The organism is Lentibacillus amyloliquefaciens (assembly GCF_001307805.1).
In the GTDB taxonomy this organism is placed as follows: Bacteria; Bacillota; Bacilli; order Bacillales; family Amphibacillaceae; genus Lentibacillus; species Lentibacillus amyloliquefaciens.
In genome coordinates, this window is sequence record NZ_CP013862.1 from 1,564,257 (window position 1) to 1,588,169 (window position 23,913).

A 23,913-nucleotide genomic window follows, 5' to 3' on the forward strand; every position below is an offset into this window, starting at 1 on the left:
ATTACACTGAATCTATTATAGCATAAGATTTTCCCTTCAAATTCAAAACTTCACTATCTCTCGCCTGCCACTACCAAGGTGCCTGTTACTTCCCGATATTATATTGCTTTAGGCAACGAGATGTTTTGAACTTCCAGTGTGTATGGTTTGAAACACAATCGATTGCAGATGACATTATTCACAATACCTATCGTACACTTATGACACGTGGTCAAAAGGGTTGTTTCGTATTTTGCACAGTTCCCGAATTGAATAAATACTTCCAATCACGACTGAACAAAACTTATGAATATAATGATTTCTCACCTGGCAAAACTGATATGGTTGCAGAAAATAAAGGGTTTTATCATTAATCTCACAAAACTACTGAGTTGATTACAGATCTTTTTCTTACCGAAGACTGGTACAGCCGTGCTATATAGTAATCCATGACCCATTAACCATTTATGACCTATTACACAAAAAAATTGACACCTCAGGTTTTACCATATTTTTCATGGTGTTACAATGATGTCAAATATTCTTTTTAACGAGGTGCGTTAGAATGAAAAAAGGGCTATTGATCATATTAACAGGAGCGATGCTTGTTTTTACTGCAGGAATTGTTATAACTGAAGGAAGCTCTGATATTGAAGCGTCAGATAAAGACTCCGAGGACAGCCAATTTAACCATGACAAAATCGATAAGATTATGGACAATGCCATTAGCCATCATGAAAATATCTTCCGAGACATGCCAACCGAAATCAAGATCTTTTTGAAGAAAAACCCGAAAATGCTTAAAGAATTCGTACAGGGGCCAGACCCTGCATATATGAACAGTATGAATGATGCCATGGGTCTTGTGGAAAATTTCGATAAAAAAGATGCCAAATATTTATATGAAAATGAAGTGAACTCACTTTATAAAAAGGTTCAGAATGACAACAGCGAAGAACCACCAGCCAAAGACATTGTGCCAAGGAAAGAATTGATTAGCAAGCTTGAAAATAATTAACACCAGGTTTTACATGAGGATTTCTTTCTATAGTTGATTGTTCCGCGGACTTAACTATACAAATATCATCATAACGTTTAGCAGATACCTCTCCAGAATGACATACTCTTCTACTAAGATATCATCCATATTACTCAATTAACCGATCCAAACTAGGCTTTATTTCATGATAAGCTACGGCCTTGCATATGCGTTGCAAAGGGCGTAAGGAGATTTTCTTTTGTCTCTTATTCAGTTGATCCAATATTCCCGTAGGTAGGATGTAAAATTCCCATTGATCCATACTTAACGGGTTTATTTTTTCTCGATCTTTTTCATGGAGTAAACAAAAAATATAATAATCCGCAACCGTCGAGTAAGCCCATTTCCAATAATCTAAAATGTGTTTATCTGTCCCTTGAATCATTTGGTTTTCGGATAAGAAATGTCCTACCATAACAAACGCTCCATAATAGAATTATTAATTATGTACTCCTCCAACTTGGGTAACAAGTATTCCTATAAAGTTAATTGTATCTCTTCTGAATTTATTCTTGCAATCATTTCTTAATATTCATCCGCTACAATAAATACAAACAAATTTCATGTAAAACAACCATAATTACATCTTAAAATCAGTGAAACCTGTCTGTATTAATTAACTGATAAAATGGGTGTTAGTTTGAAGACGTGATGAGGAGCTTATTAAACCACATGGCAAGGCTTCAAACTACCAATTTTATCTAGGAGGATTTCGGAATGACGAAACTTAACCATCCAATTAGGACGTCCGTCGTTTCCACCGCACTCGTTGCCTCGTTGGCATTCACACCTGCATTAGGTGAAAATGTATCAGCTAAGGCTAACGCAAGTTCTTCAGATGCTGGTTCTTCTGTTGAAGCATCAGAAACATCACTGTTAAAACAAGGTGACCGCAGTGAAGCAGTCGAGTCCGTTCAATCCGAGCTTGCTTCCCAAGGTTATTATACATATAATCTTGACGGCATCTACGGACCGATCACAAAAGATGCTGTGGAGGATTTTCAGTCCGACAATGGATTGGCAGTTGATGGAATTGTTGGTCCCGAAACGAAGGGAGCCTTATCTTTATCTGGCGACCAAACCGAAGCTAAGTCCGAAACTGAAACACAACCCGAGACGATGAATCTGAATTCAACGTCATCTGGTTCCCCTTCAGATTCTGATGTTGTGGCTACTGCAGAGAGTTTAATAGGAGAATCTTATACATTTGGAGGCGAAACGCCAAGTGAAGGATTTGACAGCAGTGGGTTTATTAACTATGTTTTTGAACAGAATGGCATTAATCTGAGCAGAGAACATGCTGATATGTGGACCTCAGATGGTGAACATGTTGATTCACCTAGTGTTGGTGACGTTGTATTTTTTGAAGCAACATATGATAAAGAGGGCGCTTCACACAGCGGTATCTATATCGGAAACAACCAAATGATTCACGCGGGGACTGAAGAAACTGGTGTTGAAGTGGCTGACATGAATATAGACTATTGGCAAGATCGATATTTAGGCGCTAAATCATTTGATTAACAGTTAAAACGATTAGGATTATACAAAAACGAACGATAATTAGAAAGGGATCGGGGGCTGTTTGAAAATAAACTCCGCTAACCTTCATTATCGTTCGTTTTTTATATTAATTTACAAGTTGTGCCCCGGCCCCCCCTCGCTTATTTTCGGCATTTACAAATCAAAGCCAAAACCGCTTTTGGCTGAAGTTGTCACAGATTTCGCTGAAGTTCACAACTTTTTCGCCGAAGTTCACAATATTGGAATATATCCCCACCCATTCATCCGCTTATTTCTATGAAAATAAACACTGCACCGCTTCCAACATTTTTCACACAACGAACATTCATTGTTATAATAGGCTTAATACGTCATAAGATAAAAATCGCCAAAGGTCGTGAGAAAAATGGAAAATACATTAATCATAAGAAACATAATAAACGATCAGGAAGTCAGTTTCGACTTGATTGTAAATGCCAGAAATGATTATGTCGTCAAAACGGAAGAAGTTGATGACACCATCATCGTCAGGGACCTGTCACGGAAACGCAACATAATTACATTCTTTAAATATTACAAAATAGCGGGCATGCTGGTGAAAGAATTAGAGATTACAGATGAAGAGCTGAAGGTCATCGATGAAATTGAAGAGAAATTTAAGCAACAAGCAATCGAACGGGATGCCAAGCGAAAAGAAGACTTGATGAATGGCACAACAACGATTAAAGTGAATAAACGCAGTGGAAAGCTGTTAAATGGTTATGTTATTTTCGGCCATGAAGCAGAGTTATTGAAAGAATTGGGTGTTGCCAAAACCGCAGGCGGGTGGCAGACGTTGGTTGATGAAGAATTCATTGAAGCAGTTGGCGAGGAATTTACATACGAGCAGGCAGCCGCTTATGCAAAACCGTTAGTGGAGAAAAGAGAGAAGGAACAGGCAGAAAAAGACGCTAAGATCGCGGAAGCCAAAAAGACCGGTGAGAAGGTCACAATCAGACAGTGGCAGGAGAAATGCAACAACGCCAGGAAAAACTGTGAGCTGGATAACATGAGTGAAGTCGCGTTACCTGACGGAAAAACTAAAATCGAACGACGGCATACAGCGGAATAGGTTTCTTAAGGCCTGTGCTAGTCACTTTCCGAATTTTGTCAATAAATGTCGAATGGAATAAGGAGTTAATAAGAAAATGGTGCCAGGCACTGTTTGCCAATTTGGTGTCACCTCATTGATGTGGAAGACTAATTTCGCATCCATTAGTAAAAGAAAATTCTGATATTTAACCGTTGACTTACTCAACTCCATAATATACCTTTATAGTAAGGGTATAATAGATACCCTACCCTCTTTAAGAGGGAGTAATAATAGTGAACGAGATTGGGCTTCTAACGGCTGTTTTAGGTCTCATTACAGCGATCGTTGGTTTTGTTGCGTCAATCGTAACGACGTATCGGGATTTTCATTGTCGAAAAGAAAAGAATCCAACTCCGCACCAACCGGAGAAGGATTCTAAAACTAACAACCGAGGTTAAGGGGAATCATCCCCTTGCCTCACCACTATTATATGTTTATCATGCCCTTGCCATACCACATTTGTCAAGGAGTTGATCCGATGCTCACAGCGACTATTGCTATTTCCATCGCTTAATGCTCATCACCCTGTCGACATTTGTGCTTTTGTACAAAACACGCTGGAAGAGAAACAAAAACAGTTGATGTATGCGAGGTGGACTATATGACTTCCAAACAACCGGTGCAATACTATGGACTAAAGGAATTTGCTGACATTGCCAAAGAAGAAGGGATGTATTACAGCACACGGCAGTTATCCGTTTACAAAGGAAGAGATAAACTGCCTGAACCTACCGTCATGATCGGGGACAAAGCCGGATGGACAAAAGACCAGATCGATGAATGGATTAAGCAGATTAAAGAGAAAAAGAGCGAAAGAAATAAATAATGAGTATGCCCCTCCCCTGCTCCATTTCGCCGTTCGTTGCGTTCACTGTCTTTACTATTCCAATTATTGAGGAGATTAGATAATGAGACAAAAAAGCAGCAAAAAGCCCGTGCCAGCGCTACCTGATTTTTGGGGAAGATCAAAAGAACCAATTGAAAAAGAATATAAGGATTGGATTTACAACCAATATTTCAGCCGGGACGTCTTAACAATCTACTGTGACGCATCGGTGAATGCACAGAAAAAGATGGCAGCAGGTTTCTGCTATGTTTATAATGGAACCGTGACGAAGAAATATCAATTAATTAATAAAACCAGAGATTGTTCAATTTCCGTATTTGCTGAGATTATAGCCATTATCAGTGCTCTGAAAAAATTCCCTCAAAATGTCAGAGGAAGTTATTCAAGCGTGCTGATCTATAGCGATCTGGATTATATTGATAATATCCTGACACAAAGAACTTCATTTAAAAATACCTGCCTCAAAAGAGCACAGAAGGAATTAATCTTCACATTTGAACAGACATCACGCCAACATCCAAACACCAAGGTAGATATCTCACCACTAACCAGAAACCAAAAGAAGCATAATCCATTTTTGAAAGCCGCTCACAATGCTGCACGAGAACTGATTACATAAGAAGATTGGTTGGCTTCAGAATCTGGAGATAGGTTTAAATGATTCGGCAGGCCGGGGGATAGCCATATAATGAAAAGCCGATCCGGGTCTATTGACATCACTGCAATAGTATATTAAAGTTTTTGTTACCTAATTTCATATAACTTATCCAGAGTGGCTGAGGGATCTGGCCCTGTGAAGCCCGGCAACCTGCAGACGTAATTGTAAGGTGCCAACTCCAGCAAATCGCGGTTTCAAGCGTTTTGAAAGATAAGGTGTCCGGACGAACGCCTTCCAAAACGGAAGGTTTTTTTGTTTTTTAAACTTCTAGTTGATTTGAATGGTTGAGGGTTGAGCCTCTTCAAAAGTGGATGTGTGTGACCCCGCAAGTGGGGTACGGGCCAAAGAGGTTTGCCCGCGGAGAGTGCGTCTATTTCCACTGCGTTCGCAAAAAAGCAACAACCCCTGTAAATACAGGAGACAAGCAGTGATATATCGACCTTCCACAATACATCAATCCGTTATTTTTCCACAAACTTGAACCAACAAGAATGCAGCAGCGAATGGAGGAACAGCAATGAATGCACCGGAAATGAACAAAGGACGCGCATCGGCATTATTGCCATTTATCATATTTCTAGTTTTATTTATCGGTTCTGGACTTCTCAATGGAGATTTTTATAAATTACCAGTACTTGTTGCCGTCTTTATCGCTGTTTTGGCTGCATTATTCATGAACAGAAAAATTGCTTTTCAAGATAAGCTTGACCACTTGACTAAAGGGGCCGGACACCCCAACATCATGCTAATGGTCATGATTTACCTGCTGGCCGGTGCGTTCTCCGCGGTTGCAGAGGGGGTCGGTGCAGTTGAATCAACCGTCAATCTCAGCCTGACTTTTGTGCCTGAAAACTTACTGATTGTTGGCTTATTTATTATCGGCTGCTTCATTTCCATTTCTATGGGGAGTTCTGTCGGCACGGTCGTTGCGCTCGCTCCGATTGGTGTCGGTCTCGCCGATCAGACCGGAATGAGCACTGCATTGATTTTAGGATCCATCATCAGTGGGGCGATGTTCGGTGATAATTTATCAATCATTTCGGATACAACCATTGCGGCCGTAAAAACACAGGCTGTCAAAATGAACGATAAATTTAAAGTCAACATCTTTATTGCTCTTCCGGCCGCCATCGTGACTGCTGTTATTTTTGGTGTCATGACATGGGATGCCGGCGGCTCGATCAGCGGTGATCACCCGTATGACTTGGTAAAGGTGCTTCCCTATCTTGCTGTACTTACTTTTGCCGTCGCTGGGGTAAATGTGATTTACGTGTTGATCGGCGGAATCGTTTTCGCCGGGGCAGTCGGGCTTTTTTACAGTGCGTTTGATGTCATGGAATTCCTGAATTTGCTTGGTGATGGTATGGCCGGCATGCAGGAATTGGCCCTTTTGTCGATTTTACTTGGCGGATTGGTTGAACTGGTTCGTGTGAATGGTGGGATCGACTTCCTGCTGCACACCATCAGCAAGCGGATTCACTCGACAAAAGGGGCTGAAGCGGGCATTGCCGGACTCGTCAGTGTCTTTGACGTTTCAACGGCCAATAATACCATTGCGATTATCAGCGTCGGCTCATTAGCTAAACAGATTTCAGGACGATTCGGTGTCGACCCGCGCCGGACAGCTAGTGTGCTGGATATTTTTGGAGGTGCTTTTCAGGGGATTTTGCCATATGGTGCACAATTGCTGGCGGTAGCCGGTGTTGCATCGATATCGCCTGTTTCGATCATGCCCTATTGTATTTATCCAATTCTGCTCGGAATAGCCGGTGCGATCGCCATTGCAACGGGGTACCCACGGTTTTCGACGAGAGGAAATTAATGGGGGCTCCATGGATGATAGCAAGGGTTGCTTCAGATTCTTAATGAATAATTTCCCCTTATAATGTATAGTTGAACATAATACTTAAGACGAACGGTAACAACTTTTTATACAAGGGATGTACAATGAGAAAAATTATTTTATCGACGGAAAGTGGAGCGGATTTACCGAAGAAGTTGGCTGACAGAAGTGCTGTTCAAATCGTTCCGATGCACGTCATCATGGATGGGCAGGATTATTTGGATGGGACGTTGCCCGTAAAGGATATTTATGACTATTATGATCGCACCAAAAAAATACCCTCTACAACATCGACAAATGCCAATGAGTATCATGACTTTTTCACAAAGATAAAAGCGGATTTTCCTGATTGCACCATTATTCATATTGGTTATACGTCAAAGGCATCTTCTTCCTTCCAAAATGCGATCATCGCTTCAGAGGACTTTGATAATCTTTTTCTCATTGATGCTTTGAATGTGACTGGTGGATTAGCTGCTATTGTGATGTATGCAGTTAACTTGTTAGAGAAAGATCCTGCGATTGAACCTGATAAATTGATAGAAAAAATTGAAGCAATTATTCCTAAATCAAGGCTTGCGTTTGTTCCCGGCAGCTTAGAATTTTTAAAAGCAGGTGGACGTGTCAGCAATATGGCCTATCTTGGAGGGGCTTTATTGAAATTAAAGCCACGCATTGAATTAGTTGAAGGAAAACTTATTTCTACAAAGAAGTATCGCGGGAAAATGAGTAGTGTTGCAGAAAAACTCATGGAGGATTATTTAAATCAGTACGACATCGACCGGGAACAACTCTATTTCCTATACTCAATCGGACTTGATGAAAGTATCATGCAGCGGATGGACGAAATCGCAAAAGAAAACCAATTCAAAAATATAAAATGGATGCAGGCAGGTGCTATGATTTCGACTCATGCAGGACCTGGGGGCTTTGGGATTGCAGGATTAGAAGTTTAACTTGGTGCCTTCACTTACCGAAGCTCTGACTTAATTTTGTATTTCTCCGAGGTCCGATGCATGGTGTGGCTCATTTTCCTAAGCCAAAATATGATTATACAGCTTTCCCATTTTTGGAATGGTCATTGTCTATAACTGTAAATGAAGCATAGAGAAATTGTTTTTGCGAGGGAGGGCTTCGAGTGGATGAACTTATCGGATTGTTAATCTTTATTATTATTGGGTTCTTTTTATACAAAAAAGGTATTTTGAAATTCATAGATGTAAGGAAAAATAAATATTTTCACAATCATCGGCGTAATAAACTTGATATCTCTTATGAAAAATTTAAAGGCTCTGATGATTATTATTTTTTCCTGAAAAAATCTGAACCATTTACCTTCCAATTTGATGTCATTGTAGAAGAAGGTTCGTTGACACTCGAACTGAGAAGTATGAAAGATCTTTTATACACGAAAACATTCACAGCTGATGAAAATGGAACGTTCACTTTTACTGCAACAAGACGTTTTCATACACTAAGCGTTGAGGGTCACGATACAAAAGGTAGCTGTCACATGAAATTTCTGAAAAACCAAACCTGATGCCTGTCAGCCTTCCTGAGTTGTTGTCGGCTTTCCGGCTGATGTTCCCGGTACCAGCCCCATAACAATCACTCACTTTTACCCCTTTTTCAGCAAAACTCTCGATTGTCATGACTTGGTGTCTGTGTCACTTACCGATTTTTATCAATAAATGTCGAATGGGGTTTTCACATAAACGAAAAGTGCACAGCAATATGCTAAGATGCCAAGCCTGTTCGCTAAACTTTTTGTTTTATTATTCGCACAAATGATGTATAATATAAACAGGTAGGAAATATATTAATAAAGACCGATTAGTGCTTTCACACCAATCGGCCTTGTGTGCAATAGCCCTTCAAGGGGGCAGCTCACATTGAGGAGAAGTAATCCACCCTAAATGCTGGCTAGGCTGACAGGGTGGTTACTTCATTTCTGACAGAATTGCAACAACAAGCGTTGCAAACGCAATCATCACAATTAATGACTCGAAAACTGTCATAGGCATCACCCCCTTTCTATAAAAGGGAGTGAGCCACCACCCATGAAAGCCTTATTACACTGAGTCTATTATAGCATAGGTGCCTTGAATTAAGTATTGTTTAATTATCTTCCTCTTCCTCAAATCTTCACTGCAATTTATGAATTATAGCTATTCATATTTTCCTGTTTGTATTTCTGGTTTCAATACCCTGACATATTTTTAAAACACAGGATGCAAACTTTTCCTCTATCTGTATATTAAAACTGTGGCTATACAAAATTATGATTATGTTTATGATACAAACAAAGACCGCATGGTGCGCATACACCGAACGGCCTCAGATCATCAAACAAAAGAATGATTATATAACTGTAACAATCCGCATGGTTGTCATTCCGGCCCCATTTTTCAAGACCGGAACAACTTTACCTGATGCAAGGAATATTCACGGGGCTTATTCTTTGATTTGTCCTTCACCGCGGATTATATATTTCGTTGAGGTTAACGCGGGCAGTCCCATCGGTCCGCGGGCATGTAATTTTTGTGTGCTAATGCCGATTTCAGCGCCAAATCCGAATTCAAAACCGTCTGTAAAACGCGTTGAGGTGTTGTGATAAAGAGCTGCCGCATCCACATTGTTGAAAAATTCCAGCACATGATCGTCCGTTTCTGTAATAATCGCCTCGGAATGGCCTGTGCCATAACGGCCGATATGTGCGATGGCATCATGCACGTTTGATACAATTTTGACGGCTAAAATTTTATCCAGGTATTCGGTTTCCCAGTCTTCTTCTGTTGCCGGCGTGAGATTCCTTGCTATTTCCCGCGCTCTGTCATCGCCACGCAATTCAACATCATGATCTTGAAGAGCTTTCACAAGTTCAGGCAAATTATTTTTCGCCCACGTTTCATGTACAATGACTGTTTCCGCAGCGTTACAGACTGACGGGCGCTGTGTTTTGGCATTGACGGTGATATCAATCGCCATTTGCGGATCAGCGCTTTCATCAATAAAGATGTGACAATTTCCCGAACCTGTTTCCAATACCGGAACGGACGATTGTTCCACAACGGTTTGAATGAGATTCTTTCCGCCGCGTGGAATCAGAACGTCAAGATAGTCATTCAGCTTGAACATTTCAGCAGCTGTTTCTCTGCTATTATCTTCAAGCAGCTGCACGGCATCCTCAGGAATGTCCGATTTCTCAAGTGCACGGTGAATAACGTCTACAAGCGCCTTATTGGAATGAAGTGCTGAGGAACTGCCTCTTAGAAGGACGGCATTTCCTGTTTTTAAACAAAGACTTGCGGCATCCACCGTCACGTTAGGTCTTGCCTCATATATCATCCCAACGACACCGAGGGGAACCCTGACCTTTTCGATATTCATGCCATTAGGGCGGTCCCACGATTCCAACACGTCACCAATGGGATCACTTAAGGCAGCCTGTTGTTTGAGCGCATCCGCCATATCATTGATTCTTTGGTCATTTAACACAAGACGGTCGATCAGGGCTTCAGGAAATCCTTTTTGTTTTGCGTTTGCGATATCCTTTTCATTTTCGTTGATGATAAAATCCGTTTCACTCATGAGATGTTCAGCCATCAAATGCAACGCGGCATTCTTTTGATCTGTCGTTTTAACACCAAGGCCTTGAGCAGACGCCTTTGCCTTTTGTGCTTTTGTGATTAATTCGCTCATAGCATTTTTTCCTCCTTCAAAGATAGTACCAATCGATCGCGGTGAATCGCTTCCGGGCGGTTTCGTTCCGTTTTCACCATGGCGTCCGCGCTCGCCAGCCCTTTAATCCTGTTTAAATCCGAGGACGAATAATTCACCTGGCCTCTTCCTATAACCGTTTTGTTGGCGTTCGTGATTTCGACCACATCCCCTATGTCAAACATGCCTTCAAATGCTTTGATTCCCGCCGGCAGCAAACTTTTACCGTTCGACATAATCGCCAACTCTGCCCCTTCATCGATTTCGATTTTTCCTGAAATAGGTGAGTGTAAAGCAATCCATTGTTTCGGCTTATTTAAATTGTGGGGCTTCCTGTCGCCAATATAGGTGCCATCGCCCTTCCCATTCAAAATATCCAGTAGTTTTTCCTGTCCGCTACCGGTTCCAACAAATGTATGAACGCCGAGTGACAGGGCCGTGTGGGCAGCTGACAGTTTTGATGTCATCCCGCCTGTCCCGAATTTGGAACCCGAATCGTTTTTGGTATGATTAAACAGATCCTCGGTAATCGAAGGCAAAAAATCGTAACGCTTAGCTGTGGGATTTGTCTGCGGGTTGCTCTCATACAGTCCGTTAATATCCGTCAGCATGATTAAGAAATCCGCATGGACAAGACCGCTGACCAGCGCAGACAGCATATCATTGTCTCCGAAAGTCAATTCATCAACGGCAACCGAGTCATTTTCGTTTATAATCGGCAAAACCGACCGCTTTAAAAGCTCGGTCAGCGTATTGTAAACATTCCCGTATTGGGCTTCATTGCCAAAAATCTTTCGCGTTAACAGCAATTGTGCGGCAACGATTCCATGAGCCTTTAAGGTCTCTGTGTAAGCCTGCACTAACAATCCCTGGCCCACCGCGGCTGTCGCTTGTTTACCTGCGAGTGTAACGGGACGGGACGGATAACCAAGCTCGCTAAAGCCGGCTGCAACAGCTCCTGAGGAAATCAAGATTACTTCATAGCCTTGTTTTTTCAGATATGCCAATGCATCTGCGTGTTCGTTCAGTTTGCTTTCGCTGAGCCCTCCGTTTTTATTCGTTAACAAACTGCTGCCGATCTTCACCACAATTCGTTTCATCGTCATAGAATCATACATCTCCTCTACAAACTAAAAAGACCCCTTTTCCATCCTTCGCACAATGCTGCAAAGGACGGAAAAAGAGTCTTAAGCTCCGCGGTACCACCTTTTTTGGCATCACACAACGATGATGCCCTCTCTTCCCCGTAACGCGGGAGAACGGCCGGGTTATTCGCCCAGCAGCTCAAAGGGTAGGTTCAATAGTATGAAAAACGCTGGAGTCTTTCAGCCGGTGGACTCCGTTCTCTTTCGTTCCGTGTACTATTTACTGACCCCTGTCAACGCCGAATCTTACTAATTTAGAATATATTATGGTCCACTTGACCGGGAATGTCAAGCGTTTTTTCTCGGGTACTGTCACTCCCCTAATTTTGTCGTTAATTGTCGAATGGGGGTTTCACATAAACAAAGACCGCATAGTGCGTATACACCAAACGGCCTTGCGTACCATAATCCTTCAAGGATAAGCTTCATAAACGATTATGATTGATTTTGCTCTTCTTCCATTTCGTTTTCTCCTTGATTCTGTTCTTCAGAAGGTTCTTCAGTTGGATCTGGCTCCTGTTCATCATTATTTGCCCCACACCCGAACAACAACCCTGTAGAGAGGATTACTGCAGAGGTTCCCAATAGCACTTTTTGTAATTTCATCATATGTCACCTCGCTTAAATTTCTTTTTCCTTTCTTATTACTGTCCATTTTCTTTTTACCTATTCGTAAAATAACTTGCTGTTACCTCCCGAAAAAGAAGCAGGCAGAGGTACTTAAATATTGACGCGAAATCCAGCCATCAAAAAACGCCCGGTAATCATTTAAGCTACCGGGCGTTTTTGCTGTGATTCGGTTGTGATACATTCTTCAGTAGTTCCGGTCCATAATCATCTTGCCGATACGGGCGATTGCCTGCCGGGCAGCGACATGATCGCTCACCCTATCCATCAGCACGGCTGCAAAAACCGTCCTCTCTTGAAATTGAAAAATGCCGACATCATGCTCAGCATCCGCAAGTTCTCCGGTTTTATTGGCCATGATGATATCGTCATTGGTATGATAGGCAGGCAGTTTGGAGCTCAGTTGCTGTCGGGTCATGATGTGAAGGATGCGCTTGGCTGAATTCCGGCTTAACAACCACGGTGACGCAATTTCTTCAAGAAAATTGACCATATCTCCTGCTGTTGTCGTATTTTCAAGGCCTTCTTCGGCTGCTTTCATATCCATAAAATAGCGCTGAATTTCCGTATGATGACATTGCAGCTCACGGCAAAGCCTGTTCACATGATCTATTCCAACCCATTTAAGCGCCAGATTAGAAGCGGTGTTGTCCGAGACAATAATCATCAGCGTCAATACATCGAGCACCGTCATGGAAACATCTTCGGACAAAGCCTGTAATACACCGGAACCGCCAACTATAGTGTCAGCTGGAACACTCAAGGTTTCTGACAAATCCAAACCACCATTTTCAGCCTGCCGGAACGCTTCCATGATGATGGGGATTTTTATGACGCTTGCAGCAGGCATCCGACTGTTTGCATTGATATTGAGCGTCTCGGTTTCATTTTTGATTGTTATTCCAACGGGTGAATGAAAACCGGAGATTATACTGCGCACATCAGCTTCTAATTGTTTGATGCTCATCCTGCATATCCCCCTTTATTGGTGTTAAGCTTGTTTCCCCTTCTGTCTATGTTGCCGCCCCGCCACCGGAAATTGTCGATCCCGCCATCTAATCCTTCCCCCGATGCTGTTAGCTGTTATTTAATTATACGTTTTGAATGACGGCTATGATTCATTGAAATTAAAGCCTAAGAAAAAAGGGAAGTGGCTAAATCCACTCCCCTTCATGTTTTACTGCCGTTTTTTCGTTTTTTTATTGTTTGCTTTTTCCGTTTCAGTCAGCGGTTCATTGGCAAATTCATGATCATATTTTCTTGTAAGATCCTTCCGTACCGCCTGCTCATCACTAACACCATTCGTTCTTTTTTTGTCATTTGCCATTTTTAACACCTCCGCGCCATAGTTTGGCCCGGATGGCGGTTATTTAACAAAATCCGTGTGTCTTTTTTACAAGCGGGAGCTCAAGCTTTCCGACTCCCCTTAACAATAAGTTGGCTGTCAGAACACCTTTTTCTGGTATTTGTTGAACACTTGACTTCACTTTAGTCAGCAGGAATTGTATCAGAAGCATCCAGATAACCATTGCCCTGCGCATTGGGAGGTTGTCCTATATCTTCACATGCCGCTATCAGTTGATCCTTCACTTGATCCGGCGACAACTCCGGATTTTGTTCCATAAACTGAGCCGCGACCCCGGCACAGATAGGTGTGGCCATTGATGTTCCCGATAAGGCTATATAGCCGGAATCCACACGAGCATTTTTATTTGTTTTAGCAATAAACGATCCCGGGGCCATTAATGAAACAATATTCACACCCGGGGTCAATAGATCTGGCTTAGTGATGCCGTCGATGGTCGGACCGCGACTTGAGAAATCGGCGACCGCAATATCGGAACGTTCCTCTGTGTCATTATCATCTGCCGCACCAATGGTGATAATTTTTGGACTTATACCCGGACTGGCAATGGATTGTGATTCCGGTCCTGAGTTACCGGCAGCGACAAAAACACTAATTCCGTTGTCCCAGGCCGCATCAACAGCCTTTACGACCGGATCATCTTCTGCTGATTCTGTTGCATCTGAACCCAGGGAAAGGGAAAGGATACGAATATTGTACTCCGATTGATTTTGGATGCACCAATCAATTCCTTCGATGACGGTGGAGAGTGAGCCGGAACCCATTTTGTCCAGTACTTTTACACCGACCAGGTTGGCTTGTGTTGCAGGTCCTTGGTATCTTCCATTGGATTGACTTCCATCCCCGGCTGCATCTCCTGCACAATGAGTACCATGTCCATTGTCATCGTACGGATCTGCTCTGTCGCCTACAAAATCGGAAAACCCGATGATGCGGCCTTGCAGGTCTTCATGTGGGTGGATTCCTGTATCGACTACTGCGATAGTCATATCCTTTCCTATAAGTCCCTCCTGCCACAGCTCATCGGCATTAATGGATGGAACAGCGGTGTCAAGCAGCGCCGTCATTTTTCGGTCGTAATGGATTTTTTTGATATGCCTGCCATTTTTGACCAGGTATTCGATATTTTCGACAGAGGTTTTCGTGGAGCAGCATGAAATCGAGGGATGCTCACGAAGGTGCCCGCATTTATTTTTTACTTCATTCATTCCGCCTGCAAATGATTCTTGGTCAAATTCTATAAGGACAGGGAGCTTTTTTGTCTTTTTCCGTACATACTCAAATGGCCGATGCAGAAAACAAGGGACCAATCGAAAGGGCCGGTAAAAATTCACCATCTCCCGGCGCATTGTTTTATCCAGCTTTTTGCCATCTTTTCGGACCATTTGAATCATGGAAAAACCTAACATGAATGTTACCTCCTCTCTTTAGAAGTTGATACATCGTACGTATCTTCTGAGGAGGAGGATTAATGAAGGTGTATCAGAAAAGATGGAAAAAGGCAGAAAATGGATTAATCTCCTATATCTTCCACCATTTCCTCCAGGTTGCTTATAGCGTTACTTACCATTCTTTCATAGATATCCAAAATGGACTGCCCGTATTGATCTCCCGGGACTGCCCACTTCCCATTAAGAGCCACCCATGTCGGTGCAGAACCTCTATCTACCAGATCAAACCGGGGATCCACCAATGGATATCCATTCGGGAGGGGCTCACTGGAAGCATAGGCGTAGAGGTGCTGAATATGGGCAAGAACTCCTTGCTGTTCGGTATCAAAACTTGCCCCCGGGTTATCCGGTCCAGTCGCACCTATTCCTGCAAAGTTGTTCTGTTCGGGTTGGACAATACCGGTGAATCGAAGAAAGTCGGTCTCATGCATTGCTTGTGCAAAGGCGATATCCCCCCTGATTCCATAATGCTCTCCAATTTCAAGATAGTAGCTTCCAAGTGTAGAGGCGTCAGGATTTATCTCTTTGACATATTGGTCCATCAGCTCCGGAGAAAGGTATATTTTTCCGGCAACCGGGTATCCGTCTGTTTCTCCGTTTTCTGGATCTGTGTCTTCCGTGATAATAAAAGCATCTTCCACACCGGCATTTCTTACTTGCTCCAGCTGCCTTTCTGCATTCTCTCTCGAGGAAAAAGCGCCAGCCTGAACGCGGTACCATTGCACACCGGAGGCGGAGAATAGAACAATGAAGGACTCTAATCCCTGTGATTGCAGATCAGCCGATCGCTGTTCTGCATTTTCCCTTGACTGGAAGGATCCTGCAATTACTTTATAAAGTGTGTCATTACTCTGCTTTCTTTGCAGATCAAACGCTCTTTCAAGGCCATTGACATGGGCCTGTGCGATTCTTTGCCGCCAGGATGGATCACTGATTAACCGGGCATCCAGTTCATTGTCTATGAAGCCATTCTCCGTAAGAAGCGCGGACATTATGGTTTCACGCAATACATGAAAATTGGCTTTTTTCTTTCCACGGTCCGGTAACTGGTTCACCTCCATCATTTCTTCGTGCACGATATGCCTGTACCGTGCTGTCGCAGAGGAATCTGATAAACCGCTGTATATATAGTCCTCATATCCTCGCGCTGAACCATTAAAGGCATTGCAATGGATACTCAGATAATAATCAGCACCCCAAGCATTCGCCTCCGTTGTACGTTGATTCAAACTTTTGGTCGTATCCGTCGTACGACTCATCCTGACTTCGGCATTTTCATAACCGGTGGTAAGAATTGTCCGGATGCGCTGGGCAATATCCAACACGATGTCTTTTTCCAGCATGCCATTGCCCTGTGCTCCCGGATCTGATCCGCCATGCCCGGAATCCAGATAAAGTTTCATTTGCTAATCTTCCTTTCTGGGATATATTGGCTTGCGGTAATATACTATGAAGGGAAGTGTTGGAGAACTGTACAAACATGCCGGTTTCGAGAAAAAGAGGTGGTTATCTTAAGTAAAGTGAAGCATATTGATAAATTGAATGCTTAATATGCTATACTAATCGGAGTAATTGCGAGTCTTTTGTTTGACCCTGCAAGGTGAACCGTCAATCTGATAGAAGGATTTTTTATGTTGACCGGGCTAATTTTCAGGATGTTATACGTATGGTTTTAAGGGGAAGTGAGAAACAAGGACTGGGATGGTGGATTAGTCTTAAAAGATTATGAATAATCGTTTACGGTATAATTGCAGTAAGCCAACAGTGGTGTGGAAGCATTTTACTAAAGGTCATTTTTCTTGGAATATTTGCTGCAGAAAAGAAATAAAATGGAATTGGTTAATTTTTCGGAAGACCGAAAGCGAGTCGCAAGCTGCCACTTGCGACTCGGACGGTAATAATAGAGTGCGACGGCTTCGAATGGGAATCGGGAAAAAAGTAATTACCATTTACCTGGACTTCATAGACGGCAGAGCGACTACTTTTCTCCCTTCGAATCAACCATAAACAATACAAATGTTCCAAACATGAGCATCAACTCGATGGTTGTGTCAACAGGTATCACGAACTTCAACCCCTTTCGCCCATGGGATTTGAAGCCGTCAAGTACAAGAAGCCATTCTCGTGCCGCCCTTATCCAAGGCACACTCTAATATTGCCCGTCCTTATCATTATACTACAAATCAATTTAGAATTCTTGTAATTTTTGGAAAATGATAATTTATTCCTAATTTATCAAGGATCTTTTGGAATTCTAGGTCTTTTTCATGATGCGGCATACGCTGCTTTTGTCTTCGATGAAAAACCGCCCATCGCCGGAAGCTATCGGTCCAATTATTGAACATTCCAGTCTATTTCCGGAACGCGTGAATCTGGGAATCGCTCATGTGAAACATCGGCAGGAAATAGATTACCGGGTATGGGAAGAGGATCAGGAATAACAATGGCATGTGGAACGGGTGCCTGTGCGTCGGTTAAAGCAGCTGCCTTAAATGATATGCTGGATGCAAAGCGGCCCATGCAGGGAGGAGATTTAACCATCGAGTTGGCTAACAATGGCCATGTATTGATGCAAGGAACGGCTTCCTATATATGCCATGGCGAATTGGCATAACAGGTTATATGAAACAACGATTATGGTTAATACTGCCAATTGAAACTACAATCTGATAGAGATTTTTATGTTGACCCGCTCAATTACCGGGATGTTATACGAACTGTTTTAATGGGAATTGAAAAGCAAGGAATGAGATGTTGAAATAACGTTAATAGATTATGAATTTATGGTATAATAGTAATACGACAAAAGTGTTATTAAAGCATTTTAGCAAAGATCATTTTGCCTGGAATATTTATTGCAGAAAAGAAATAAAATGAAATTGGCTAATTTTTCGGAAGACCGCAAGCGAGTCGCAAGCTGCCACTTGCGACTCGGACGGTAAAAAAATAGAGCGCGACGGCTTCGAATAGGGCTCGGGAAAAAAGTAATTACCATATACCCGGACTTCATAGACGGCAGAGTGACTACTTTTCTCCCTTAGAACCAACCATTAACAATACGAGTGTTCCAAACATTAGTATCAACTCGATAGCCTTGCCAACTGGTATCACGAACTTCAACCCCTTTCGCCCACAGGATTTGAAGCCGTCAAGTAAAAGAAGCCATTACTGCCACCTCAATCGGAGGCACACTCTAATATAACCCGTCCTTATTATTATACAACAAATTAATTTAGAATTCTTGTAATTTTTGGAAAATGGTAATTTATTCCTAAAAATTCATGATCTTTCGGAATTCTAGGTCTTTTTCATGATGCACATTCCAGACATCAATGTACGGCGCATGCAGATCGCTTTCCATTCCTCGTTTTCAGACGCGGTAATATATTTCAAAAGAACATCCTGACCAAACAGGCGTATTCCTTCTGACAGGAATGCGCCTTTTAAATCGATTGTTTAAAATTATCCCACCTGTCAATCGTCCACTCGAAATCAGCTTTTTAACATATGATGTTTTATGAGGTGCCAATTGATTAAATAATGCGATACATCTCCAGCTGTCTAAAAACAGTTGACACTCAGGATTTAAGCAGGAAAACATGCTATTTGTGATGAAACCCTCATGAATATCAGCTGTAAGAAAGGAGTATATGTATGTCTGATTATGGTGGATACGGCGGCGGATTTGCGCTGATCGTCGTTTTGTTTATCCTTCTTATTATCGTCGGTACCAGTTTTACCAAATATTAAAATAGGAAAGGGGCTTTTTTGCCCCTCCTATTAAAAAGGGATACAACAATGTCAGCTGACTCTTTATTCTATAAAGTTTGTAAGCAAAAACAAAATGAGTGACAGCGCCCATTTTACATATAAAAGATTGTTGAGTAGGGATTATTTTGATTCCATTTAGTGTTGAAGTGAAAATGACATTCAGGGAGTCCCTTAAACAAGCATTTGTGCATATAGTTTATTATCTTGCATTTTCCGGGAGGGAACCTGTTCATGTATTATTCATACCACCCTTATTACTATCATCACCCTTACTGGCAGAACAATTATTTTCCCATTCGTCAATATCCACCGGTTGATCCTAACCTGTTGTGTCAATCAGCGAATGAATCTAAAAAACTTATGGACGAAGCTGGTATGGTCCTTGATAAATTATCTGAGTCAGAAGAATTTGATGCTGAATTAATGTACGCTGCACAAGACTCAGATATCGAGGAGGTAAAACGCTTAATTCAATCTATAGGCGTAACGTCCGATATAGATATTGATTATAACCCTGATGGCTTGCGGTTAGAATTCACATCAAAGGTAGCCGATATGGAGTGCTGCCGGTTATTTATTGCATTGCGCTGGCGTTAGTGCTAATAGAAAATTCCAATTAGCGAAGAGGCTTGCTCAAAAGGGTCTGACCCCCGGCCTCTTCTGCTTGGACTAGCCATCATGATGTCACGGGTTTTCCATTATTTTCGGATGGTCACCAACTTACCGCGCCGAGTGTACTTCACACCCTTGCATTTAGGTCTGCATTCCCGACTGCGGGTCTCTCGATTTTCCGCATCTCCTTCAGACACTAAAATTTGTTAAGCGTAGTTATTACACTAGGCGCGACTGCTCGTAGCGCAAAAAGGACGCCTTGATGAACAAGTGCGCCCGTTTTAAGCTCAATATTTCATAAACTTATTTTCTTGGATAAATACAATGAAAATAACTCAGTAAACACTGGCACATGTTCCAGCTGCCGGTTCATAGTAACAATGATTTTTAAATTGACCGGAAAAAGGTTCACCGTACCATGTTGGAGGACATGGACCATATGGGTTAAAATACCAAAGAGCATATTTCGCCGGGTGTTGTCTCCAATAATTCAAATTCTTTCTTGCTAATCTTTTTTCAGTTGACCGCGCTCTTTGATAAAATACATTACCTTTTTGGACAGCTTCAAACGAATAATTTCCTCCTTGAACTTGAAAAATGACTTCTCGAATTGTTCTTATATCTCTAAAATCTAAACAATCCGCTTTAGAACGGTTAACAATGACATTTCCGACATACAACATTCCTTGTTTTCCTTCACCTACAGCCTCCGCTCTCATCATCCTTGCCATTAAATCAATGTCTGAATCTGTGTATTTTACGATTGGCATTTTATTCACCCCAAAATATTGTATGAATAAAGCCTGCTTTAGTGTCATTAAATAGGTGTTACTCTCGAGAAGTTCACGGTATATTGCTTAATAAGAAAGGCAGGCAGGGCTGAAGGGTAATGAACGCATCTGAGGAAACCACACATATATAAATGTAGTTTGTGAATTTAAAAATAAGATTAATCGAAATTAACAATCGATGAAAAAGAATTACTAAAGTGGATAGCCAAGAAGCATACTAAGGAATTATAATAAAGAAGCAAGTCTGAGTAGAATTTTAGGTGTAGTATGAAGACTTTATCTGGTGCCCCGCTCCTTGAATTATATCATAAAGCAAAGGCATTAAACGCCTGTTTGAAAACTTTAAATGTTTGTCAGGCATAAGAAAATCTAAGATTGTGTCAATGAGAACCCTGCATTCTAAACCTTCTATCAAAAAAATTATTTAAGCTTTCCAGTCTATTTTGTAGAGCATTTTATCGAGTAAGGTTACTAAATTCATTACTTACAAATCTTCCTTTATAAAAAAGAGAACATCGCCATGGACTACTTTGTCACCAACTTTGACCGTTAATGTTTCTACTTTCCCACTTGTCCCGGTCAGAACTTGTTTTACATTTCCCCGTTCTGCTCGAATCATTACTAATAATTGCTGTTCGCGAACTTTTTCCCCTGATTCGATCTTGATACTTTCCACACTTCCTTTAAGCGGGGCTGTAACAATGTGTTCGTAACCCCAACGTCTTGGAAATACTTCATATTTCATTTTAGGTTCATCTCCTTTATTTAGATTCCCGTGAGTTAGCTTAAAATGCCTGTTTAGCCATAAACCTTCTATTCGATCCGGTTTCGAAACGTTTACCACCTGTTGTCTTGTGAATTCTTCATGTTGATAAGACGGGAAAATTCAAGATACTTGTGAAGTGAAATAAATTTTTAAACCTTTTGACGTTGAATGATTTTCAATATAACCGGCCTCCTTTCACTCCCTGAGGGCTCTTGTTAGTTATTATTATCATTTAATTCCATATTTGCTGTATATTAGTAATTATAAGTTTGCAATTCAATCGAATCAATATATAATTTAGATTGAATTAATCAATTATTGATATGAATGGTGGATGATAGTGATGGAATTACGCCAATTACGCTATTTTATGGAGGTAGCAGAATGGGAACACGTTTCCGAAGCAGCTGCCAATTTACATGTTGCCCAGTCAGCCGTAAGCAGGCAAATTGCCAATCTGGAGGGCGAACTTGAAGTCGATTTGTTCAAACGTGAAGGCCGAAATATTAAATTAACCCAGATCGGAAAAACATTTTATGACTATACAAAGGTTGCCATGGAAGCGATTGACAACGCCACCAAGCAAATAGATGAATACCTGGACCCTGAACGCGGAACAATCAAAATCGGCTTTCCGACAAGCTTATCCAGTCATTTGATGCCGAGTGTCATTTCTGCTTTTAAAAATGAATATCCGAATGCCAGATTTCAATTGCGCCAGGGCTCGTATCGTTATCTGATCGACTCCGTGAAAAAAGGTGACATACAAGTCGCATTTCTCGGACCGGTCCCTAAAGATGAACCTGACATAGAATCCCATATTTTATTTTCTGAACAAATAATGGCATTACTGCCGATTAAACACCCTTTTGCCGAAAGAAATGGTGTATCACTCGCTGATATGAAAAATGATCAATTTGTCAGTTTCCCGGACGGCTATATCCTGAATAAAATAACGATGGATGCCTGCAGACAAGCAGGCTTTAACCCAACGATTTCTGCCGAGGGAGAAGATCTTGACGCCATCAAAGGGCTCGTCTCCGCGGGGGTCGGTATCACCTTGTTACCGGAAAGCACATTTCATGAGTCAACGCCCGGCATGACCGTTAAAATCCCACTCGAACTCCCGGAAGTCAGGCGAACTGTTGGAATCATTAAACCTAAGGAGAAAACACTGTCACCATCCGAAGAAGTGTTTTATGATTTCGTCAAGCAGTTTTTCTCACGCCTGCAGCAATTTCAATAAAGTGAATCTTCAATCAGTGGGGGTTTTCTTTCTTCCCCCACTGATTGTTAGATGAACGAATCGGACATGTACTGGCAGCCATCCCCCCACCTAATCTTCATCGTATACGCGAACATTTGAGGCAGTTACATGCGGGAAAAGCTTGTATGATTACTGGATTTACGTTTTTCATTTACCCTATTAGACCAGTCAGGAAATATTGACTGGTCTTTTTGAATTTGATAGAAGAACAACACTTAATATCAATGATACCCGGTTGATGTTTCCTGTTTTCGGACTGATGTTTCCCATACAACCGTATCCCGACAAGAAGAAGCGGTACCGTACTAAACACCGGGCTCATCCTCAAACGCCGTGGAAAGCCGTTATGCAGACGTTCATCCTCTGATACGTTTCTCAATTTGCGTCAGTCTGACCATTTTGTCCAATTGTGATTCGCTTCCTAAAAATACATTATATTAAACGACATGAAAGGAGTTTTTTTGATGAAATTATATTTGGATCCGGGACATGGCGGTTCTGACCCCGGTGCACAGGGAAATGGCATGGATGAAAAAAATATCAACTTGGATATTGCGCGCCGCATCCGTGACATCTTAGCCAGTGACTACAGGAATATTAATGTGCGCATGAGCCGTACAGATGACAGTACGAAAAACCTGAGTCATCGGACCAATGAAGCGAATACCTGGGGCGCGGACTATTATTTGTCGATTCATTGCAATTCATTTAATGGGAATGCCCAAGGATATGAGGACTTTATTCACAGCAGCTTATCCGGTTCATCGACGACCGCACGGTACCAGGATATTATTCACGCGGAAGTGACTGAGGTAAATCAGCTTCGAAACCGCGGGCAGAAACAAGCGAATTTTCACGTGCTGAGAGAAACAACGATGTCCGCACTCTTAACAGAAAACGGGTTTATCGATAACGCACATGATGCTGATTTAATAAAAGACGCTTCATGGCGGCAAACTGTAGCGCAGGGTCATGTAATCGGGTTGGCAAAAGCGTTCAACCTGGCGGAAAAAGAAGACGATGGAACACTGTATAAAGTCATCGCCGGGTCATTCCAATCCAAAGAAAATGCGGAAGACAGGGTAGATGCTCTTCAATCGCAGGGCATCGAATCGTTTGCTTCGGCAGTCACGATTGAAGGTGAGCAATGGTATCGCGTGCAGGCCGGTGCTTTCTCAGGACGGGAAAATGCCGAGACAAGACTGGCAGCCGTCCATGACGCAGGTATTGACGATGCATATATCATGCAGGACTAGCGGGACAAAGAATCTGCCAATCTTTTCCCATTTCAGACCCGGTGGATTGCCGGGTCTTTTGCTGTCTAACTATTCATCTATTTTTGTGAATTGAATCATATACATCTATAATAGGAATCAGATGACAGTTTTGGGGGCGT

The 23,913-nt window shown here is 42.0% G+C and carries 27 protein-coding genes, 1 riboswitch and 1 other annotated feature; of the genes, 16 read left to right on the forward strand and 11 right to left on the reverse strand.

Annotation, left to right across the window (positions count from 1 at the left end):
- Nucleotides 1-125: 125 nt before the first annotated feature.
- Complete coding sequence (locus AOX59_RS19580) at nt 126-353, forward strand: DNA/RNA helicase domain-containing protein (RefSeq protein ID WP_237049394.1); 228 nt, start codon at nt 126-128, stop codon at nt 351-353.
- 191 nt (nt 354-544) lie between these two features.
- Nucleotides 545-997 (forward strand): hypothetical protein, encoded by a 453-nt coding sequence (locus AOX59_RS07850; protein WP_068444247.1) that lies wholly within the window; start codon nt 545-547, stop codon nt 995-997.
- Between the two features lie 130 nt (nt 998-1,127).
- On the opposite strand, the gene AOX59_RS07855 is transcribed toward AOX59_RS07850, so the two are convergent.
- Nucleotides 1,128-1,433, reverse strand: a complete 306-nt coding sequence (locus AOX59_RS07855; protein ID WP_068444249.1) for a hypothetical protein — start codon at nt 1,431-1,433, stop codon at nt 1,128-1,130.
- A gap of 302 nt (nt 1,434-1,735) precedes the next feature.
- On the opposite strand from AOX59_RS07855, the gene AOX59_RS20535 reads away from it, so the two are divergent.
- The 8 genes from AOX59_RS20535 to AOX59_RS07890 all read left to right on the forward strand — a co-directional run bounded on the left by AOX59_RS20535 (nt 1,736) and on the right by AOX59_RS07890 (nt 8,541).
- Nucleotides 1,736-2,542: a C40 family peptidase gene (locus tag AOX59_RS20535; RefSeq protein WP_068444252.1), complete on the forward strand. Its 807-nt coding sequence runs from the start codon at nt 1,736-1,738 to the stop codon at nt 2,540-2,542.
- A 385-nt stretch (nt 2,543-2,927) separates the two neighbouring features.
- Complete coding sequence (locus AOX59_RS07865) at nt 2,928-3,632, forward strand: hypothetical protein (RefSeq protein WP_068444255.1); 705 nt, start codon at nt 2,928-2,930, stop codon at nt 3,630-3,632.
- 254 nt (nt 3,633-3,886) lie between these two features.
- Nucleotides 3,887-4,051, forward strand: a complete 165-nt coding sequence (locus AOX59_RS19585; RefSeq protein WP_156418659.1) for a hypothetical protein — start codon at nt 3,887-3,889, stop codon at nt 4,049-4,051.
- Between the two features lie 203 nt (nt 4,052-4,254).
- Nucleotides 4,255-4,479 carry a hypothetical protein gene (locus AOX59_RS07870; protein WP_068444257.1) on the forward strand — a complete coding sequence of 75 codons (225 nt, stop codon included), beginning with the start codon at nt 4,255-4,257 and terminating at the stop codon, nt 4,477-4,479.
- 82 nt (nt 4,480-4,561) lie between these two features.
- Complete coding sequence (locus tag AOX59_RS07875; RefSeq protein WP_068444260.1) at nt 4,562-5,119, forward strand: RNase H family protein; 558 nt, start codon at nt 4,562-4,564, stop codon at nt 5,117-5,119.
- A gap of 141 nt (nt 5,120-5,260) precedes the next feature.
- Nucleotides 5,261-5,375, forward strand: a riboswitch (SAM riboswitch).
- A gap of 300 nt (nt 5,376-5,675) precedes the next feature.
- Nucleotides 5,676-6,980: a Na+/H+ antiporter NhaC family protein gene (locus AOX59_RS07880; protein WP_068444263.1), complete on the forward strand. Its 1,305-nt coding sequence runs from the start codon at nt 5,676-5,678 to the stop codon at nt 6,978-6,980.
- 125 nt (nt 6,981-7,105) lie between these two features.
- Nucleotides 7,106-7,957, forward strand: a complete 852-nt coding sequence (locus AOX59_RS07885; RefSeq protein WP_068444265.1) for a DegV family protein — start codon at nt 7,106-7,108, stop codon at nt 7,955-7,957.
- Between the two features lie 182 nt (nt 7,958-8,139).
- Complete coding sequence (locus AOX59_RS07890) at nt 8,140-8,541, forward strand: hypothetical protein (RefSeq protein WP_068444267.1); 402 nt, start codon at nt 8,140-8,142, stop codon at nt 8,539-8,541.
- A gap of 400 nt (nt 8,542-8,941) precedes the next feature.
- Here the strand turns inward: AOX59_RS07890 and AOX59_RS20700 are convergent, their stop codons facing one another.
- The 8 genes from AOX59_RS20700 to AOX59_RS07920 form a co-directional block, all read right to left on the reverse strand.
- A complete protein-coding gene (locus AOX59_RS20700) occupies nt 8,942-9,025 on the reverse strand; it encodes a putative holin-like toxin (RefSeq protein WP_418000786.1) in 84 nt (27 codons plus the stop codon).
- 430 nt (nt 9,026-9,455) lie between these two features.
- Entirely contained in the window at nt 9,456-10,703 is a 1,248-nt protein-coding gene (locus AOX59_RS07895; protein WP_068444270.1) for a glutamate-5-semialdehyde dehydrogenase, read from the reverse strand.
- Entirely contained in the window at nt 10,700-11,827 is a 1,128-nt protein-coding gene (proB, locus tag AOX59_RS07900; RefSeq protein ID WP_068444273.1) for a glutamate 5-kinase, read from the reverse strand. The genes AOX59_RS07895 and proB overlap by 4 nt, the downstream gene beginning before the upstream one ends.
- A 60-nt stretch (nt 11,828-11,887) precedes the next feature.
- Nucleotides 11,888-12,112, reverse strand: a binding site (T-box leader).
- A 189-nt stretch (nt 12,113-12,301) separates the two neighbouring features.
- Complete coding sequence (locus AOX59_RS19590) at nt 12,302-12,475, reverse strand: hypothetical protein (RefSeq protein WP_156418660.1); 174 nt, start codon at nt 12,473-12,475, stop codon at nt 12,302-12,304.
- Nucleotides 12,476-12,680: 205 nt separating this feature from the next.
- Nucleotides 12,681-13,460, reverse strand: coding sequence for a serine hydrolase (locus AOX59_RS07905; RefSeq protein WP_068444277.1), 780 nt, complete (start codon nt 13,458-13,460; stop codon nt 12,681-12,683).
- Between the two features lie 210 nt (nt 13,461-13,670).
- Entirely contained in the window at nt 13,671-13,820 is a 150-nt protein-coding gene (sspO, locus tag AOX59_RS07910) for a small acid-soluble spore protein O (RefSeq protein ID WP_068444282.1), read from the reverse strand.
- A 161-nt stretch (nt 13,821-13,981) separates the two neighbouring features.
- On the reverse strand, nt 13,982-15,268 hold the full coding sequence (locus AOX59_RS07915) for a S8 family peptidase (RefSeq protein WP_068444285.1): 1,287 nt from the start codon (nt 15,266-15,268) through the stop codon (nt 13,982-13,984).
- Nucleotides 15,269-15,372: 104 nt separating this feature from the next.
- Complete coding sequence (locus AOX59_RS07920; protein ID WP_068444288.1) at nt 15,373-16,713, reverse strand: N-acetylmuramoyl-L-alanine amidase; 1,341 nt, start codon at nt 16,711-16,713, stop codon at nt 15,373-15,375.
- An 894-nt stretch (nt 16,714-17,607) separates the two neighbouring features.
- Between AOX59_RS07920 and AOX59_RS20105 the strand changes: the two genes are divergently transcribed.
- From AOX59_RS20105 to AOX59_RS07925, 4 genes are all read left to right on the forward strand, one after another.
- The gene (locus AOX59_RS20105; protein ID WP_218917913.1) at nt 17,608-17,751 is read left to right on the forward strand and encodes a hypothetical protein; all 144 of its coding nucleotides are present in this window, start codon (nt 17,608-17,610) and stop codon (nt 17,749-17,751) included.
- Nucleotides 17,730-17,924 carry a diaminopimelate epimerase gene (locus AOX59_RS19170; RefSeq protein WP_179946425.1) on the forward strand — a complete coding sequence of 65 codons (195 nt, stop codon included), beginning with the start codon at nt 17,730-17,732 and terminating at the stop codon, nt 17,922-17,924. Before AOX59_RS20105 ends, AOX59_RS19170 begins: the two co-directional genes overlap by 22 nt.
- Nucleotides 17,925-18,964: 1,040 nt before the next feature.
- Nucleotides 18,965-19,060 (forward strand): YjcZ family sporulation protein, encoded by a 96-nt coding sequence (locus tag AOX59_RS19175; protein ID WP_082684154.1) that lies wholly within the window; start codon nt 18,965-18,967, stop codon nt 19,058-19,060.
- Nucleotides 19,061-19,312: 252 nt separating this feature from the next.
- A complete protein-coding gene (locus AOX59_RS07925; protein ID WP_068444292.1) occupies nt 19,313-19,678 on the forward strand; it encodes a YuzC family spore coat inner layer protein in 366 nt (121 codons plus the stop codon).
- A gap of 350 nt (nt 19,679-20,028) precedes the next feature.
- Here AOX59_RS07925 and AOX59_RS07930 read toward each other — a convergent pair whose 3' ends face one another.
- Nucleotides 20,029-20,463 (reverse strand): cell wall hydrolase, encoded by a 435-nt coding sequence (locus AOX59_RS07930; protein WP_068444295.1) that lies wholly within the window; start codon nt 20,461-20,463, stop codon nt 20,029-20,031.
- A 505-nt stretch (nt 20,464-20,968) separates the two neighbouring features.
- Nucleotides 20,969-21,229, reverse strand: a complete 261-nt coding sequence (locus AOX59_RS07935; RefSeq protein WP_068444298.1) for a biotin/lipoyl attachment domain-containing protein — start codon at nt 21,227-21,229, stop codon at nt 20,969-20,971.
- A gap of 364 nt (nt 21,230-21,593) precedes the next feature.
- On the opposite strand from AOX59_RS07935, the gene AOX59_RS07940 reads away from it, so the two are divergent.
- Entirely contained in the window at nt 21,594-22,496 is a 903-nt protein-coding gene (locus AOX59_RS07940; RefSeq protein ID WP_068444301.1) for a glutamate biosynthesis transcriptional regulator GltC, read from the forward strand.
- A 485-nt stretch (nt 22,497-22,981) separates the two neighbouring features.
- Complete coding sequence (locus AOX59_RS07945; RefSeq protein ID WP_068444304.1) at nt 22,982-23,773, forward strand: N-acetylmuramoyl-L-alanine amidase; 792 nt, start codon at nt 22,982-22,984, stop codon at nt 23,771-23,773.
- Nucleotides 23,774-23,913: the final 140 nt, after the last annotated feature.

What these genes read in the sequence shown, in the direction of transcription:
- AOX59_RS07850 (WP_068444247.1), top strand. Translation starts at nt 545, where the DNA reads ATGAAAAAAGGGCTATTGATCATATTAACAGGAGCGATGCTTGTTTTT.
- AOX59_RS07855 (WP_068444249.1), bottom strand. Translation starts at nt 1,433, where the DNA reads ATGGTAGGACATTTCTTATCCGAAAACCAAATGATTCAAGGGACAGAT.
- AOX59_RS20535 (WP_068444252.1), top strand. Translation starts at nt 1,736, where the DNA reads ATGACGAAACTTAACCATCCAATTAGGACGTCCGTCGTTTCCACCGCA.
- AOX59_RS07865 (WP_068444255.1), top strand. Translation starts at nt 2,928, where the DNA reads ATGGAAAATACATTAATCATAAGAAACATAATAAACGATCAGGAAGTC.
- AOX59_RS07870 (WP_068444257.1), top strand. Translation starts at nt 4,255, where the DNA reads ATGACTTCCAAACAACCGGTGCAATACTATGGACTAAAGGAATTTGCT.
- AOX59_RS07875 (WP_068444260.1), top strand. Translation starts at nt 4,562, where the DNA reads ATGAGACAAAAAAGCAGCAAAAAGCCCGTGCCAGCGCTACCTGATTTT.
- AOX59_RS07880 (WP_068444263.1), top strand. Translation starts at nt 5,676, where the DNA reads ATGAATGCACCGGAAATGAACAAAGGACGCGCATCGGCATTATTGCCA.
- AOX59_RS07885 (WP_068444265.1), top strand. Translation starts at nt 7,106, where the DNA reads ATGAGAAAAATTATTTTATCGACGGAAAGTGGAGCGGATTTACCGAAG.
- AOX59_RS20700 (WP_418000786.1), bottom strand. Translation starts at nt 9,025, where the DNA reads ATGCCTATGACAGTTTTCGAGTCATTAATTGTGATGATTGCGTTTGCA.
- AOX59_RS07895 (WP_068444270.1), bottom strand. Translation starts at nt 10,703, where the DNA reads ATGAGCGAATTAATCACAAAAGCACAAAAGGCAAAGGCGTCTGCTCAA.
- proB (WP_068444273.1), bottom strand. Translation starts at nt 11,827, where the DNA reads ATGACGATGAAACGAATTGTGGTGAAGATCGGCAGCAGTTTGTTAACG.
- AOX59_RS19590 (WP_156418660.1), bottom strand. Translation starts at nt 12,475, where the DNA reads ATGATGAAATTACAAAAAGTGCTATTGGGAACCTCTGCAGTAATCCTC.
- AOX59_RS07905 (WP_068444277.1), bottom strand. Translation starts at nt 13,460, where the DNA reads ATGAGCATCAAACAATTAGAAGCTGATGTGCGCAGTATAATCTCCGGT.
- sspO (WP_068444282.1), bottom strand. Translation starts at nt 13,820, where the DNA reads ATGGCAAATGACAAAAAAAGAACGAATGGTGTTAGTGATGAGCAGGCG.
- AOX59_RS07915 (WP_068444285.1), bottom strand. Translation starts at nt 15,268, where the DNA reads ATGTTAGGTTTTTCCATGATTCAAATGGTCCGAAAAGATGGCAAAAAG.
- AOX59_RS07920 (WP_068444288.1), bottom strand. Translation starts at nt 16,713, where the DNA reads ATGAAACTTTATCTGGATTCCGGGCATGGCGGATCAGATCCGGGAGCA.
- AOX59_RS20105 (WP_218917913.1), top strand. Translation starts at nt 17,608, where the DNA reads ATGAAAAACCGCCCATCGCCGGAAGCTATCGGTCCAATTATTGAACAT.
- AOX59_RS19170 (WP_179946425.1), top strand. Translation starts at nt 17,730, where the DNA reads ATGGGAAGAGGATCAGGAATAACAATGGCATGTGGAACGGGTGCCTGT.
- AOX59_RS19175 (WP_082684154.1), top strand. Translation starts at nt 18,965, where the DNA reads ATGTCTGATTATGGTGGATACGGCGGCGGATTTGCGCTGATCGTCGTT.
- AOX59_RS07925 (WP_068444292.1), top strand. Translation starts at nt 19,313, where the DNA reads ATGTATTATTCATACCACCCTTATTACTATCATCACCCTTACTGGCAG.
- AOX59_RS07930 (WP_068444295.1), bottom strand. Translation starts at nt 20,463, where the DNA reads ATGCCAATCGTAAAATACACAGATTCAGACATTGATTTAATGGCAAGG.
- AOX59_RS07935 (WP_068444298.1), bottom strand. Translation starts at nt 21,229, where the DNA reads ATGAAATATGAAGTATTTCCAAGACGTTGGGGTTACGAACACATTGTT.
- AOX59_RS07940 (WP_068444301.1), top strand. Translation starts at nt 21,594, where the DNA reads ATGGAATTACGCCAATTACGCTATTTTATGGAGGTAGCAGAATGGGAA.
- AOX59_RS07945 (WP_068444304.1), top strand. Translation starts at nt 22,982, where the DNA reads ATGAAATTATATTTGGATCCGGGACATGGCGGTTCTGACCCCGGTGCA.